The sequence below is a fragment of the Lachnoclostridium sp. An118 genome, from assembly GCF_002160985.1.
GTDB lineage: Bacteria > Bacillota > Clostridia > Lachnospirales > Lachnospiraceae > Claveliimonas > Claveliimonas stercoravium.
In genome coordinates, this window is the sequence record NZ_NFLQ01000005.1 from 158,990 (window position 1) to 174,703 (window position 15,714).

Below are 15,714 nucleotides of genomic sequence, written 5' to 3' on the forward strand. Positions count from 1 at the left end.
AGCCCTTATGTATCATTTTCCAGCTATCCTTTCCGGTCTCTCTATCCCTTCAGCCTCTCGGTGAAATCAGCCATTGCCTCTGAGATCTTGATCTGCTGGGGACAGACTGCCTCGCAGCTCCTGCAGCCGATGCAGGCGGAAGGTCTCTTGTCCTCCGGGAGCGTCGACACCACCATGGGCGCGATAAATCCGCCGCCTGTGAAGCAGTGCTCGTTGTAGAGCTCCAGGATCCTCGGGATATCCAGCTCTTGGGGACAGTGGCTCACGCAGTAGTGGCAGGCTGTACACGGAAGGACGATCTTCTTCACCATGTCGTCGGCAATGCCAAGAAGGGTATCCATCTCCTCTTTATTCAGCGGCTTATCCTCCTCAAAGGTGGCGATATTCTCTATCAGCTGCTGTGCGTTTGACATGCCGGACAGAGTCACCTTCACCTCAGGCATGCTCTGCAGGAACCGGAACGCCCATGCCGGGATGCTCTCCTCCGGGCGGAGCGCCTCCAGCTTCTTTGCGGCCTCCTCGTTTATCTTTGCGAGGGAACCGCCGCGCAGCGGCTCCATCACCCACACAGGGATGTCATACTCCTTCAGGAGCTCCATCTTGCCCTTTGCGTCCTGGAATGTCCAGTCCAGATAGTTGAGCTGGATCTGGCAGAATTCCATGTCTTTTCCGTACTTCTCAAGGAAACGCTTCATCACGTCGTAGTTTCCGTGGGCGGAAAATCCCAGATGGCGGATACGTCCGTTTTTCTTCTGCTCCATGAGATATTTGTGGATGCCGTGGGACTCATCCAGGTAAGCGTCTATGTTCATCTCGCACACATTGTGGAAAAGGTAGAAATCAAAATACTCTGTCTGGCACTTCTTCAGCTGCTCCTCAAAGATTTCCTCCACCTTGTCCATGTTGGAGAGGTCGTAGCCCGGGAATTTATCAGCCAGGTAAAAGCTCTCCCTTGGGTATTTGGAGAGAACGCGGCCCATCACCAGCTCGGAGGTGCCGTTGTGGTATCCCCAGGCAGTATCGTAATAGTTTACGCCGTGGTCCATGGCATACTGTACCATATCGGCTGTGGCGGCCTCGTCTACCTTCGCGTCATCGCCGTCAATGACCGGCAGGCGCATGCAGCCCATGCCCAGGGCAGACAGCTTTAAATCTTTGTAATCTCTGTAGATCATCTTTGTCCACTCTCCTTCTCTTCATTTCAGTCATCCTGTATAAAAAGTATCAGGGAACTATATTTTATTATAATTCCCCGATACGAGAACCGCAAATACTTAAATAAAATACCCGGTCATACTTATTTTCTATACTTTTTATTTTGTCAGCAGCAGCATGATCTCGTTGCTCCTCTGTACAAAGGCTGTCATCTCCTCCGGTGTCAGAGGCTTGTGTGCCAGCATGGCCATGTCGTAGAGCTGTCTGCAGATGACAGGTGTGTTCTCATTGTCTCCGTGCTCTGCCACAAACTGTACAAGAGGATGGTTGGCGTTCAGCGTCAGTGTGATCTCGCCGCCAAACATGGATGCATCCATGCCTGCCATGCCGTACATTCTCATCATCTCCTGCATACGGCGGCTCTGCTCGGACAGGGTGATCATGGAAGCCACCTTGTCGTCTTTCAGTTTCTCCACTTTCACGTCCAGCTTGTCATTTTCCATAACTTTGCGGAATGTCTCCACAAGAGCGTCCGTTGTCTTCTGGAAAGCCTCTTTGTCTTCTTCTTTCACTTCCTCTTTTGCACTGTCCGTAATGTCCGCATCAATGCGCTGGAACTGCAGGTTCGGATTTCTCTGCTCAAGCTGGGTGATGAACGGAGAGTCGATGTTGTGATTCAGGATCACCGCATCCTGCCCCTGGTTTTTAAACATGTTAATGTACTGGCTCTGCTGCTGCTCGTCAGATACATAGTAGATGGTGGTCTTGGGCTCTTCCTTCTTCTCCTCGCCCTCCTTTGGCTCCTCTTTTTCCTCCTTGGGGTCGATGAGCTTACCGCCGTTTGCCTCCACGCACTCTTTCAGCGTCATGTATTTGTGATCCAGGTTCTTGAAGAGGATGTAGTCCATCATCTTGTCGCAGAATTTCTCGTCCTTCAGGCAGCCGAACTTGATGAAGGGGCTGATGTCATCCCAGTATTTCTCGTAGTTCTCCTTGTCGGTCTTGCACATGCCGCTCAGCTTGTCGGCAACCTTCTTGGAAATGTAGTCTGCGATCTTGTTTACAAATCCATCGTTCTGGAGCGCGCTTCTTGATACGTTCAGCGGCAAATCCGGACAGTCGATGACTCCCTTTAACACCATCAGGAACTCCGGAATGACTTCCTTGATGTTGTCCGCGATGAACACCTGGTTGTTGTACAGCTTGATGGTTCCCTCGATGGAGTCGTACTCTGTGTTGATCTTGGGGAAGTACAGGATACCCTTCAGGTTGAACGGGTAATCCATATTCAGGTGGATCCAGAACAGAGGCTCCTTGTAGTCCAGGAATACCTTCCGGTAAAACTCTATATAATCTTCCTTTGTGCACTCATTTGGATGCTTTGTCCACAGAGGCTGGGTGTCGTTGACCGGAACAGGACGCTTGTTGATCTTCACCCTGTCTCTGGCAGGAGATACTTCCACCATCTCCTTCTCCCCGTTCTCGTTCTCCTTCTCCTCCATCTTTGCATCCTCGTGGATGTGCTCTACGACCACATCGTCGTCCCGAAGGTCCGCCTCATCGATGGTCTCATACTCCTGCTCTGCATTGGCCTTCTCAAGGAAGATCTCCACCGGCATAAAGGAGCAGTACTTCTCCAGCACTTCACGCACTTTGTACTCGTTGGCAAACTGGAGGCTGTCCTCATTTAAGAACAGGGTGATCTCCGTCCCCACTTCCTGCCGGTCTCCGTCGGACATCTCATACTCTGTGCCGCCGTCGCTTGTCCAGTGCACAGGAGCTGCCCCCTCCTGGTAGGAAAGTGTGTCGATGTGTACTTCGTCCGCCACCATGAAAGCGGAGTAGAAGCCAAGACCGAAGTGACCGATCATGTCATCCTCTGTCGTCTTGTCCTTGTATTTCTCCAGGAACTCTGTGGCTCCGGAGAAAGCGATCTGGGTGATGTACTCCTCCACCTCGCCGGCCGTCATACCCACACCGTTGTCGATGAATTTCAGTGTCTTGTCCTCCGGGCTGACGATCACACGGATCCGGGCCTTGTAGTCATCCGGAAGCTGATACTCTCCCATCATGTCCAGCTTTTTCAGCTTGGTGATAGCGTCGCATCCGTTGGAGATCATCTCACGGACAAAGATATCGTGGTCTGAATAGACCCATTTCTTGATAATAGGAAAAATATTTTCGCTGCTGATAGACAGACTTCCTTTTTTTGCTGCCATTTATATCACTCCTTAAATCTCAATCTGTTTTGTGCGGGATCTGACCCGCACCCTCTGCATGTTATGATAATACCCGGGAGCGCAAATGTCAATATAAAATTAGCACTCATCGCAAATGAGTGCTAATAACTTTATAAAATCCATAAACCTTCTATAAACTTTGCTTTTCATGTCTACTCCACGCTCTTCAGAGACTCTACCATGTCTATCTTCTTCAGCTTGAAGTACATGACCCAGTTGACGAACATGGAAAAGCCGAGCGTGAACAGGAAACTGTACAGATAGCTGGTAAGATCCAGCACCCTGCCGAACATGACGTCGTCCACCTCCACAGTGACAATGACAAACTGCAGCAGCACCCAGCCAAGGGCCATGCCCGCCACCGCGCCAATGAGGGTGAGCAGGACATTTTCCCTGTACACATAGGCAGCCACCTCCGTGTCGTAAAAGCCCAGCACCTTGATGGTTGCCAGCTCCCTCTTTCTCTCCGTGATGTTGATGGTGTTCAGGTTGTAGAGAACGATAAAGGCCAGCATGCCCGCCGAGATGATCAGCACCACAATGACCAGGTTCAGACTCTGCAGCATATCGTCAAGGCGGTCCTCTATACTGGAGGTATAGCTCACGTTCAGCACATTGCTGTCTCCAAGTAGCCTGCCGCCCACTGCCTCGATCTGGTCTGTCTGCCCCTCTTTCATCTTAAACAGCACGCCGTTGGAGGCGGCCTCTTTCCCGAACAGCTCCCTGTAGTAGTCCGGCGAGAGGTACAGGTAGTGTCCCATATAATTCTCGCAGATGGCGTCTATGGTCACTTCCTTCACACCCATGCCGTCGTCCTCCAGAGTGACTGTATCTCCCACCTCCACGCCAAGGTCGCTTGCCGCCTTCTCGGTCAGGATCACCTGCTCCTTCTCCAGGGAGTAGGTCTCCGGCTTTGTCCGGCTGTGGAAATCCAGGAAATCGCCTACGTTTTCCAGATTTTCAGGCACTGTCAGATAGATTTCCATGGAAGTATCTCCCGCTGTCACTTCCAGGTTCTGCATGCGCACCATCAGCTCCCCGCTGACTGCTGACTCATCCCTGAAAAGGGCCGCTATCTCCTCCTTGTCCTCCCGGGAAATCCCCGCGTCAAAGTACACCGCCGCATCGTAGGTCTGGATGCTGTTGTACTGCAGCTCCGGTATGACAAAGATACAGTCCTTCAGTCCGAAGCCCACCACCATCAGGGCCATACAGCCTCCGATGCCAAACACAGTCATGAAGAAACGCTTCTTGTACCGCACCAGATTCCGGATAGAAGATTTCCAGGAAAAATTCAGATGCTTCCATATGATCTTCACCCGCTCCAGAAGGATGCGCTGCCCCTGCTTCGGTGCAGGCGGCCGCATGAGCTGGGCCGGCACGGAGGCAAGCTCCCTGTAGCAGGAGAAAATGGTTGCCGCCAGGGTGCACAGCACGGCGATCAGCGTGGCCTGCACGGCATAGCTCAGGTGATAGGGCATGAGGATGTCCGGTATGTGCTGATACATGATCTTGTACGCATAGATGATGATCCAGGGGAACACCTTCTCACCGAACAGGACGCCCAGCACGCTCCCTCCCAGGGTGGCTGTCAGAGCGTAGGCTATGTATTTCCCGGCAATGGAGAGCTTGCTGTATCCAAGGGCCTTCAGCGTGCCGATCTGTATCCTCTGCTCCTCCACCATCCTGGTCATGGCAGTCAGGCTGATGAGAGCCGCCACCAGGAAGAAGACTGCCGGGAACACCTGCCCGATAGCCCGCATCCGGTCCGCATTGTCCCCGTACCCGTCATACTCGATGAGGGCGCTGCCGCGGTCCTGGACATACCACTGAGGATTTTCAATCTTGTCGATTTCCGCCTGGGCCTCCGCAATATCATTTTGCGCCTCCTCCAGCTGCCTCTCGCCGTCGGCGATCTGCGCCTCCCCGTCAGCGATCTCCTGAGCCGCCTGGGCAGCTCCCTGCTCGTATTCCGACCAGCCGGAGGCAATCTCCTGCTCTCCCGCCGCCAGGTCCGCCTTTCCGCTGGCGAGCTGGCTTTCCTGACTGTTTATGAGAGCCCACGCCGCGTCGATCTGGGCCTGTCCGGCGTCAATCTGCTGTTTGGAGTCCTCCAGTGTCTGACGGGCGGCGGCCAGCTGCGCCTTGCCGTCCTCGATCTGCTGCCCGTAGGCGAGGAGCTCCTGCTCTCCGGCCAGGAGGGTCTGCTCCCGGGCGAGGAGTTCCTGCATTTTCCCCTGCAGCCCGGCCACTGCCTCCTCCGCACTCTCGTAGGAAAAATCCTCTCCCTGTTCTGCGAGGGCGTCAAGGGCCTCTTCTTCCGCGGCCTCGGCGTATGTAATGCTCTGTGTCTTCTCAGTCTCCTGCGCTTGGAGCTTCTTGGCCTCCTCAGGCCAGTCCTCTAAAAACTGCTTCTGCTCCTCCGTTCTCTCGCTGTCTGAGATAGCGCTGTATTCCTCATACTTTTTATTTCCCTCTGTCAGAGCATTGTTTATTTCCGCAAGCTCCTCCCTAAGAGAAGAAAGATGATCCGCCAGCGTCTCCATCTGGGAAATGGACGTTGTCAACAGCTCCTTCCCCGCCGCAATTTCCTGTTTTCCCTGCTCTATGAGGGGCATCTGCTGGGCATACTGGGCAAGGTACTGCACCTCCGACGCGTCCAGCTGCGCCTGCTGCTGTTCCAGCTGGGCCATACCGCTCTCATACTGCTCCCTGCCGCTGTCCAGCGCCGCCTGCTGGGTGCTCAGCTCCTCCTTGCCCGCGGCAAGCTGGGCCTCCCCATCGGCGATCTGCTGCCGGGCCGCGTCCAATTGGGCCTGGGCGTCCTCCAGGGCCTGCCTGGCATCGGCAAGCTCCCGGGCAGCCTGGCTCCGCCCCTCCTCGAGCTCACTCCGGGCGTCAGCCAGCGTCTGGCTCTCCTCGTCCACTGTGGCCTGGGCATCGGCAAGCTCCCCCTCCGCCTCGTCCACGATCTCCTGCCGCCGGGCCTGGCACCTCTCATCCTCAATCTTCTCCAGGGCGTCCACGGCCGCGTCTGTCAGAGAGGTATATCCGTCCGTGTAGGCGATCTCCTGCTCCGCGTCCGTCACCCGCACGCAGATTTCCGAATAGACATCCATACAGAAAGAGTCCGGATCCACAGCGATAAAGCCGCTGACCTCACCGTTTCCTATGGTGCTGCTTCCCCTCCCGAAGGAAATATAGAGAGGGCTGTTCCCTATGCCGACGACCTCAAAGACATCCGTTGTCAGGCTGTCCTCCAGCGGGTCCTCATCTCCTGAAGACAGAGTGATGGTATCCCCCACTCCGTACCCGGATGCCAGGGCGAACTCCTCATCCATGAGGCACTCCCCCTCTTTCTCCGGAAGGCGGCCCTCGCTCACCTGGACATCATTAAAGTGTTCCTGCATGGCCATGACATGGACCACCTGCTCCGTGTCGCCTGTATTGCAAAGGGCGTCCATGCTGTAGGTACCCTCCGCCAGCTCGATACCGTCCACATCCTCTATGGCCTCCACATCCTCCTCCGTCAGCCCCATGGTCCCCATGACCTTGATGTCCATGAGATGCTCTTTGTCAAAATAGGCATCCCCGGAGATGCGCATGGAAGGCTCCGAGGCGCGGATGCCCGCATAGAAGGCAACTCCAAGCGCCACTATGAGAAAGATGGAGATAAATCGTCCCCAGGATTTTCTGATTTCCATAAAGAAATCCTTGCGCAACATGTTTTTCTTCATACAACCCCTACCATTCTATCGTCTCGACCGGCACCGGATGCGGGTTGGTCTCTATGCTCTCCGCCCTGCCGTTCTTGATCCTTATGATCCTGTCTGCCATCGGCGCGATGGCGGAATTGTGCGTGATCAGGATCACTGTCATCCCCCTCTGACGACAGGTATCCTGCAGGAGCTTCAGGATGGCTTTTCCCGTGTTGTAATCCAGCGCACCCGTAGGCTCGTCGCACAGGAGAAGCTTGGGATTTTTCGCCAGCGCCCGGGCGATGGAGACCCTCTGCTGCTCTCCTCCCGAGAGCTGGGCCGGGAAGTTATCCAGCCTCTCGCCCAGGCCCACATGCTCCATGACCTCTCTCGCGTCCAGCGGGTCTTTGCAGATCTGGAGAGCCAGCTCCACATTCTCCAGGGCTGTCAGGTTGGGGATCAGATTGTAGAACTGGAAGACAAATCCTATATCGTCCCTGCGGTATGCAGTCAGCTCCTTCCCTTTGTACTTCGTGATATCCTGCCCGTCTATCCACACTTCCCCGCTGGTGGCTGTGTCCATCCCCCCCAGGATATTCAGGACCGTCGTCTTTCCTGCGCCGCTGGGCCCTACCACCACGGCAAACTCCCCTTTTCTGATGTCAAATGTGATGCCGTTCGCCGCCGCGATGTCGATCTCACCCATGTGATAGATTTTTTTTACATCCCTCAGGGACACGAACTCTGACATATATGTATCCTCCTAACACAGACCGGCATGTCTCTGCTTATATAGTGCTATTATAACACCTGGAGGGACGGATGTACTATCTGAAAAGGGAAGTTTATAAGAATTTATTCCTCTGTCATGCAGCTCGCAATGGCCTCCTCGATATAATCCTTCAGATACTCGTCGATTTCCTCCGCTGTATGGAAGGCGCCTTCCACGTCCGGTTCATAGGCGTAGTCCCGGTAAATCCTTGTGTTCCTTCCCGGGTATCTGCGCAGCATGTCCGAGCGGAACAGTTTGTCGCTGTCTGTGTACTGTTTCATATTCATCCATCCTTTCTGCATTTACTGTTTTCCAAGCATCTTCTCCAGCTTTCTGATCTGTGCAGAGACCTTCTTCTCCATTTGTTTCAGCTCTGCAAGCAGCTTTTCCGCCTCCTCATAGTCCGCCGGGGGCACAGGACTTTCCCGGTAGCGGCCAAAAGACAGATCGTACCCGTTGGCCGCCAGCTCTTCCCTGTCTACCAAAAACGACTTGCCGGACCTGTCACGGTCTTCTTCCTGCTCCCGGCAGTGGAACTTCCTGATCACAGCCGGAATACCGTTCTCGCCGGCGAGGGTCCTTCTCCCATCCAGGCTCATCCCTACAGCCTCCAGCTCGAAGAACCAGACAAAGTCCGTTCTATCACCGGCATCCCTGCACCTGGAAAAGACAAGCAGCGCGGTCCGGATCCCCGTGAAGGGCAAAAAGACACCGGCCGGGAGGCCTATCACAGCCTCCAGCCTGTTTTCCTCCACGATCTCCTTTCGCAGCGCCCTGTGGGACCGTGAGGATCCTGACAGCACATCCGGGCTCACGAGACAGGCGCACCTTCCTCCCGGCCGCAGCATCCGAAGAAAAAGCTCCGGGAAAAGAAGTTCGGTCCTCTTTGACCTGAACCCCTTCTGGAGGTCCGGGGAAACCATATCGTAATCTGTCATACCCCGAAAAGGCGGCACAGACAGGATCAGGCTGCAGCAGCTCCTGTCTGTATTCTGCTCTGAGAGGCTGTCCAGACAGGAAAGAGAGACAGCCGCAGTGCCGCATCTGTTTAGATACGCGTTTCCAACACGGGTCAGCACCGGGTCCATATCATAGCCCTTCAGAATGTGAGCCGGCCTTTTCCCTTCCTTTTCACATTGTTCCGCAGCCGCCAGCAAAAGCTCCGGGATGCGGCAGGCGGGATCGCAGATGCTGTCTTCCGGCCCGGGCCGTGTCAGACCAGTCATCAGCTGAACGACAGGCGCAGGGACCCGGGCGCAAAGACCGCTTCCTGCACAGAGCTTCTCAAGCAGATATTCAAAGCTCTCTTTGGTGAGTCCTTCCAGCTCGTCCAGCAGCCCCAAAATCCTGGCAAGCAGAGCGGGGCCGGCGATTTTGAAGACCGCCCCCCGCATACACGAGGGATCGCGGGACTCCAGAATGCCTTTCATAAACGGGAAGGCCCAGTCACGCACCGTCCGGTACTGTTCCTCCTCCGGAAACATCCGGAAGACACTCCACCGCAGATGAGCGCCGGGTACACGGCGCCCGCCCGCGCTTATCTCCTCCGGGAAAATGTCCCTGCACAAAGTCCCGTCAGCCTTTCTTTCCAGATCCCGGATCAGAAGCAGGCAGGCGATCTGGTCCAGCATCTCCATGCCTCTGCCCAGTCCGCTTCCCTCTAAAAGACGTATCAGGTCATCGAGTTCTTCCATCCTGGTCTTTTCGAGCATTTCTGTCACCTCTCTTCGTTCCATTTGTACGACGTATAGCGTCCGCCGCTGATCTTCAGGATCTCGTTTTGTTCCTGGAGCTCCTTGAGAGCTCTCTGGATCGTGATCTGACTGATGTCCGGACATGCTTCCATCAGCTCGGACTTGGTGATGCTGCCGGGATGATTCCTGACAGCCTCACGCACCCTCTCTTTTTTGGATACTCCACTGCAAAGAGGGGCTGTCCTCAGAGAGAACTCTCTGTATGTCTCCCGCAGCGCGCAGAGGAAGCCTGTCACCGCCCCATGCAGGCTTCCGGGCGATTCCGCCAGCCCCAGAAGGCCCTCTTCCAGGCATGTGTAGCTGATCACATGGTGTCCGGAACGATACAGCAGCAGCCGGGCGAGGAGGCAGAAAAGACGCCGGTTCCCTCTCCGAAAGGGGCGGGCGGCCAGAAAGTCAAAAAGGAATACGGAAGTCAGCAAAAGCGGCTCCGTCCCGCCCGCATTGAGCAAATCCTCATATATCCGGCAGTCCTCCTCTATATCCGACATCCTCCGGCTGTCCCGCGGCCCCTTTCCCTGTCTCGTAGCCAGCTTTTTCTGGAACTCTGTCAGCAGAGGAAGGCCCATCTGCAGATACCTGTAGTCATTGCGGATCATCTCAAGCGCATCCCTGTACCCCGCCGCCTCCTTCTCCCCTTCCGTCACAGGGATCGTCTTATTCTGAGCCAGCTTTTTCAGGCGCCCCCTGGATACCGCAGCCCCTGACAGCCTGCATGAGGCGTCTATGCTCCTGACCCTGGCATCTGCCTCCAGGTATACAAGGACATCCGCCCCCTCTTTTTCCAGGAACGATTGTCTGCCCCTGCACTCATAAATTTCGGTAAGCAGGAGCACGATGTCCGGCGTGAGCAGACTGCGGCACTTTTTTTCATAAGTATCCTTTTCCACCTTCTGTCCCCCCTCTCTACATCCTGATTATATCATCAAATCTGTAACCCAACATGCTCCCGCCCATTTTTAATTTAATCATTTTATAAGATTTGATTAAATTAAAACCCGTAAAAAAACAGGGGGGCTGAAGGGGCGGGAGCCCCTAGCCGATCCCCCCGTTGAGCGCCCCCAGGACAAACACGGCGATGGTGAGAATACAGAACACATATTTGTAGAGAGGATAATACCATTTTCCGATGGGATGCTTCCTCCCCGTGGACACAGCTTCCTCCACCGCTCTCCTGCCCCATACCCAGGCGAACATGATTCCTGCAAGCCCGGCTCCCAGAGGGCAGATGTAGATGGACACAAAGTCCATCCACTGGGAGACGATCCCCTGGATACACAGGGAGACTGCCGCTCCCACCGCCGCAATGACAATGACAGCCTTTGCCCGCCCAAACTTCAGGTTGTCCTGGAGCGTGGCCACCGGCGCCTCATAGAGATTGACAAGGGAAGTCATCCCGGCAAACAGGGCCGCCAGGAAAAAGATGAACATGACGATCTGCCCTCCGGGCATGTTGGAGAACAGGTGGGGCAGAGAGATGAACATCAGGCCCGGCCCGCTCTCGGAGAGCACAGCCCCCGTAGTGGCCATGGCGGGAATGATGACCAGGGCCGCCAGCATGGCTGCGCAGGTGTCGCAGATCGCCACCGTGATGGCGGAGCTCACCGTGTCCTCCTTGTCCGACAAGTAAGAGCCGTAAATGATGGTCCCGTTGCCCGCCAGAGACAGAGAGAAGAAGGACTGCCCCAGGGCAAACACATACAGCATGGGGTCCTTAAAGGCCTCCGGCCGGATGGTGAACATCCACCTGTAACCGTCCGCCGCCCCGGGCTGAAGAGCCACGTAGACTGCCAGACCGATAAAAAGCACGTAAAAGACCGGGATCATGATCTTGTTGGCCTTCTCAATGCCGCTGCTGATGCCCGCCGCCATGATGATAAATGTCACCACAAGGACAAGGATAAGCCACAGATTATTGCCAAAGGCACTGGCCATCTGTCCGAATACAGCCCCGAATTCGTCCACACTTCCGGGCGCCAGGGCAGAGCCTGTGACGCTCCCTGTCATATACTTTACGATCCAGCCCACTACTACGGAGTAGCCTATGGCCAGGGCCAGCGCTCCCAGCATGGGGACCGCGCCTATGGCTCGCCCGAGATTCCGCCTGTTCTCACCTCTTGACGCGCAGGCCGTGCCGAAGGCCTCCACAGGGCCCGAGCGCACGGCCCGCCCAAAGCTCATCTCCCCTACCACGCCGGAAAAGCCCAGCAGCACATCAAAGATCAGATATACGACCAGAAAGGAGCCTCCGTAGGCTGCCATCCTGTACGGAAAAAGCCAGATATTCCCCATCCCGACCGCTGAGCCGACGCATGCCAGGATAAACCCTGTCTTTGAGTTCCACCAGTCTCTCTTTGCCGCTCTGTCTGTGTTTGTCATATTTTTCTCCTTCTCTTACCAGCTTCCGCTGTTCTTTCTCCTATGCCGGAGCCTCTCCTCCTTCACGGCACAAAAGAAGGCATCCACGCCGTAGGTTGACCCGGCGGCGGGGCGCCTTCCATCCTGTCTCCATCACTTTCGCGATCGTCTTCCAGTCAGTCTTCTAGTCATATGTGTAATAGCTCAGATAATCCTCAGATGCGATCGTTTCACTTGGTATCAGCTCCAGCTCCAGAGCTTCGTCCATATTTGCGATCACGGCACCCTGAGGCAGTATCATATTCCGGTATACATTCTCCGTATCCGAGCTGTCTGAAATCCAGAGATAGACCGTGGTGAGCTCAGTCCCGTCTGTATCGTAGATCGTGATATCCGGGGAGCCATAGCCGCTGACAGCCTTCACATCATACACGCCCGCCGGGAAATCCCCACCTGCCGTCATGGTCTCTTCCGCGCCGATGCGGACGCTCTCAGTCAGCGGATTGGGCTGGCTGCTCATCTGCCCTGTCTGGGCATTATCCGCCGAGAACCTCAGGTATCCCTCACCGGACACGGAGACCTCCGCCCCCGCGTAGAGACGGACATCCTCCACCTTGACTGTTTCCTCGTCCACGGACTCATACATATAGATACTGTTTTCCTTATCCTCCACAGTCAGGGAGAAAAAGGATTCCCCATCCCCCTCCACAATGTAGGTGCCTTCCGGTATATGGGTGCCGACTATATAATTCCCCTGCGCAAGCTGCTCCGAATAGGTCTCTCCATCCGCTGAAAGCTCCCTGGTCACATAGGCGTAGGGATCGTATTCATAGTCCTCATATGTGTAGTCATAATCATAATCCTCAAAGAAGGGTGCCTCCTGCCCGCTCCCACTCAGAAACTGGCTCAGGATGGGCGGCACGACAGACACAAGGAGGATAATGACAACAACAAATACAACAGCCTTTCCCACCCTGCTCTTGCGTCTTCTCTTTTCCTCTTCTATATATGTATTATAGGTCCGCTCCTTTTTCTTCCGCCTTCCTTCTCTCTCCACTGCCTGCCCGGGTACGCTCCTCCTGGCTTCCGTCTGCCCGGCCGTGCCTCCGGACTGCGCAGCCCTGGCCTGGGTCTGTGGAGAGCCGCCCGTATTCCCGCTGTAATACCGGGACCCATGTACGTGAGTGAGAGGCTGCCCGTCACAGCTGCTCCGGTTTACATGATAATGCTTTTCTGATTTATTATTGTCAAGGCCGCATTCTGTACATACCCTGTGACTGTCCAGCCTTCCGCCGCACAGACTGCATCGTTCCCCAAACAACATAACCCCGCCCTCCTTGTCTGTTTTCGCCGATACTTTCCTAGAGTATAACACATTGCGGGACTTTTTGCATCCGGCTGCGGGAAAACTTTTCCCCGGACAGGTCAGAATTTTCTCCCCACCAGATCGTCCAGGCTGACCTCAAAGATGTCTGCCATGCGGCAGAGCACAAAGATATCCGGCATCCTTTTGCTGTGCTCATATGAAGAAAGGGATGTCCTGTCCACCCCTATCTTTGCCGCCAGCTGGTCCTGTGTCATGTTCTTTTCAAGCCGGAATCGCCGTATCCTTATTCCAACGCTGCTCTCCACCGCTCTCATCTTCTCACATATTTTCCTCCAGATTTTCTCTCATATCCCGTATCATACGCCGGATGATCCTGAGCCGGGTACTGTCAAGCTGCTCCAGCTCGTCCGATATCTCGCTGCGGTAAATGCCGCCCGGATCTTCCAGGCTGTCACACAGAAGATGGTCCGTCGTTGTATGCAGGGCATTGGCCGCTTTCACGATAAAATCCAGGCTCGCCTTTGTACTGCCGTTTTCCACATGACTGATATGCGGGATGGAATACTCAATCTCATAAGACAGGTCCTGCTGGGACATATTCCGCATTTTCCGTATTTCTTTCAGCCTCTTCCCAAGCATTTTGTAATCCATCTTCCTACCTCCGGCGCTCGTACATTCATTTTATTAGAAAGCCTTTTCTTTTAACATGCACCGAAGAGATACTTCTATGTATGCAGTTTAAAAACAAGTCAAAAAAAATTTCTCCACTGACCTCAATGCTGTGACAGTATTGATATTGTCAATGGAGAATTTTTCTTTATTTTCTATATCGGCTCCCCGCAGATCCGTTCCATCTGTCCCATGATATCAGGGCTGTCATATTCGTCGGCCATAACGACCAGGCTGTCCCCCGGAAGCAGCCGGGTGCTTCCCTTGGGTATCAGTTCATTGTCTCCTCTTTTTACAGCCACAAGGAGACTCTCCCGGGGCCACTCCAGCTCACGCACCTTCTTCCCCGCGGCCAGGGAGCCCTGGCTCACGACAAACTCTCTGAGCACCTTTTCTCCTCCTTCTGCCGGGATTTCGCCTCTCCTCTTCAGGAGTCCGGCAAGAAGGCTTTCATAAATGGGCTCCGAGCGCATCAGGGTCGCCACGATATAGGCACATATGGATACCACGGCCAGGGAGAACAGCTGGCTCACCGTCCCGGTCATCTCGAAGATGAGGATGATCCCGGTCAGCGGCGCCCGCACAATGGCGGTAAAGTACCCTGCCATGGCGAGGAGCACAAAATTGTTCAGGTACATCATGTCAATCCCGAAAAGGGCATGTCCCGCACACGTAAAGATGCCTCCGATAAAGGCTCCCAGGATCAGCAGCGGGAAAAAGATGCCTCCCGGAGCCCCGGAACCAAAGCAGACAGCTGAAAAAAGGAATCTGCCCGCCAGCAGAAAGGCCATCGTCCCCACAGCCATGCCTCCGGCTGTCAGCTCATCCACCAGACTGTGCCCTGTTCCCAGAAGCTCCGGCGCCACAAGCCCCAGCACCCCCGCGATAAGGAAGGGGATCAGTATTTTCCCCGCTGTCGGGAGCCCGGTCAGGCGGTTGTACAGAGACTGTACCCAGAGAGTAAACCAGTTGTAAAACACGCCCAGGAAGCCCAGCACCACTCCCAGCAGGACCAGGAGCCCATAATACTCCGGCGGCAGCGCCTCTGTCAGCGTGAACTGGAACACAGAGTCCGTCCCCAGCACAGCCGTGCAGAGAAAGTCCGCTGTCAGAGACGCGGACATGACTGACAGGAGGACAGCGGCCGAGAAATTCCTGTGTACCTCCTCCAGCGAAAACATGACGCCTGCCAGGGGCGCATGGAATGCGGCCGCAAGTCCGGCGCTGGCTCCGCATGTAAGAAGATAGCGCTCCTCCGTCTTCCCCCGGTCCAGATATCTGGAAGCTCCCTTTCCCACCATGGCTCCCAGCTGGATGGACGGGCCCTCCCTTCCCAGGGCGAGTCCGCCCAGGATGCACAGAAAGCCCCCCACAAATTTGGCCGGAAGGACCTTCCACCATACCTGGTCGATCTTACCGACCATCTCCCCCTCAAGCTGGGGAATCCCGCTGCCGGATATGAGCGGCTCAATAGTGACCAGACCGGCCACGACAAAGGCCAGCACAGCCAGCGCGGCAAACCACAGAAAAACCCAAAGCGGCCGCCCGTCTATAAAATCCAGGATCCACTGCATCCACCTTCCTGCGTTTTCCAGCAGCAGCCGGTAGAGGAGCACCACCATGCCGGCAAGGCCGCCCACGATGATGCCCTCCCCGATGAGGATGACCCGGAACCGTTCTGCCCTCCTGAGAGTAGCGGAGATATCTTTTTTGTTTTCATCTTCCTTCATTGTCTCATTCC

The 15,714-nt window shown here is 55.2% G+C and carries 12 protein-coding genes; all 12 read right to left on the minus strand.

Annotated elements, in window-relative coordinates; genetic code table 11:
• Positions 1-41 precede the first annotated feature (41 nt).
• On the minus strand, positions 42-1,175 hold the full coding sequence (locus B5E62_RS06515) for an aldo/keto reductase (RefSeq protein ID WP_087173808.1): 1,134 nt from the start codon (positions 1,173-1,175) through the stop codon (positions 42-44).
• A 138-nt stretch (positions 1,176-1,313) separates the two neighbouring features.
• Positions 1,314-3,374 carry a molecular chaperone HtpG gene (htpG, locus tag B5E62_RS06520; protein WP_087173809.1) on the minus strand — a complete coding sequence of 687 codons (2,061 nt, stop codon included), beginning with the start codon at positions 3,372-3,374 and terminating at the stop codon, positions 1,314-1,316.
• A gap of 173 nt (positions 3,375-3,547) precedes the next feature.
• Positions 3,548-7,099, minus strand: coding sequence for an ABC transporter permease (locus B5E62_RS06525; protein ID WP_330398036.1), 3,552 nt, complete (start codon positions 7,097-7,099; stop codon positions 3,548-3,550).
• A gap of 40 nt (positions 7,100-7,139) precedes the next feature.
• Positions 7,140-7,844 (minus strand): ABC transporter ATP-binding protein, encoded by a 705-nt coding sequence (locus B5E62_RS06530; protein ID WP_087173811.1) that lies wholly within the window; start codon positions 7,842-7,844, stop codon positions 7,140-7,142.
• 104 nt (positions 7,845-7,948) lie between these two features.
• Positions 7,949-8,146 carry a hypothetical protein gene (locus tag B5E62_RS06535; RefSeq protein WP_143468816.1) on the minus strand — a complete coding sequence of 66 codons (198 nt, stop codon included), beginning with the start codon at positions 8,144-8,146 and terminating at the stop codon, positions 7,949-7,951.
• Positions 8,147-8,167: 21 nt separating this feature from the next.
• Positions 8,168-9,601 carry an HsdM family class I SAM-dependent methyltransferase gene (locus B5E62_RS06540; RefSeq protein ID WP_162610270.1) on the minus strand — a complete coding sequence of 478 codons (1,434 nt, stop codon included), beginning with the start codon at positions 9,599-9,601 and terminating at the stop codon, positions 8,168-8,170.
• Positions 9,583-10,509, minus strand: coding sequence for a cell filamentation protein Fic (locus B5E62_RS16890; RefSeq protein ID WP_162610271.1), 927 nt, complete (start codon positions 10,507-10,509; stop codon positions 9,583-9,585). The genes B5E62_RS06540 and B5E62_RS16890 overlap by 19 nt, the downstream gene beginning before the upstream one ends.
• Positions 10,510-10,654: 145 nt before the next feature.
• On the minus strand, positions 10,655-11,998 hold the full coding sequence (locus B5E62_RS06545) for a sodium-dependent transporter (RefSeq protein ID WP_087173814.1): 1,344 nt from the start codon (positions 11,996-11,998) through the stop codon (positions 10,655-10,657).
• Between the two features lie 163 nt (positions 11,999-12,161).
• The gene (locus B5E62_RS06550; protein WP_087173815.1) at positions 12,162-13,301 is read right to left on the minus strand and encodes a hypothetical protein; all 1,140 of its coding nucleotides are present in this window, start codon (positions 13,299-13,301) and stop codon (positions 12,162-12,164) included.
• A gap of 101 nt (positions 13,302-13,402) precedes the next feature.
• Positions 13,403-13,618, minus strand: a complete 216-nt coding sequence (locus B5E62_RS06555) for a helix-turn-helix domain-containing protein (RefSeq protein WP_087173816.1) — start codon at positions 13,616-13,618, stop codon at positions 13,403-13,405.
• A gap of 4 nt (positions 13,619-13,622) precedes the next feature.
• Positions 13,623-13,955, minus strand: a complete 333-nt coding sequence (locus B5E62_RS06560; protein ID WP_087173817.1) for a helix-turn-helix domain-containing protein — start codon at positions 13,953-13,955, stop codon at positions 13,623-13,625.
• A gap of 173 nt (positions 13,956-14,128) precedes the next feature.
• Complete coding sequence (locus B5E62_RS06565; RefSeq protein WP_087173818.1) at positions 14,129-15,703, minus strand: ClC family H(+)/Cl(-) exchange transporter; 1,575 nt, start codon at positions 15,701-15,703, stop codon at positions 14,129-14,131.
• Positions 15,704-15,714: the final 11 nt, after the last annotated feature.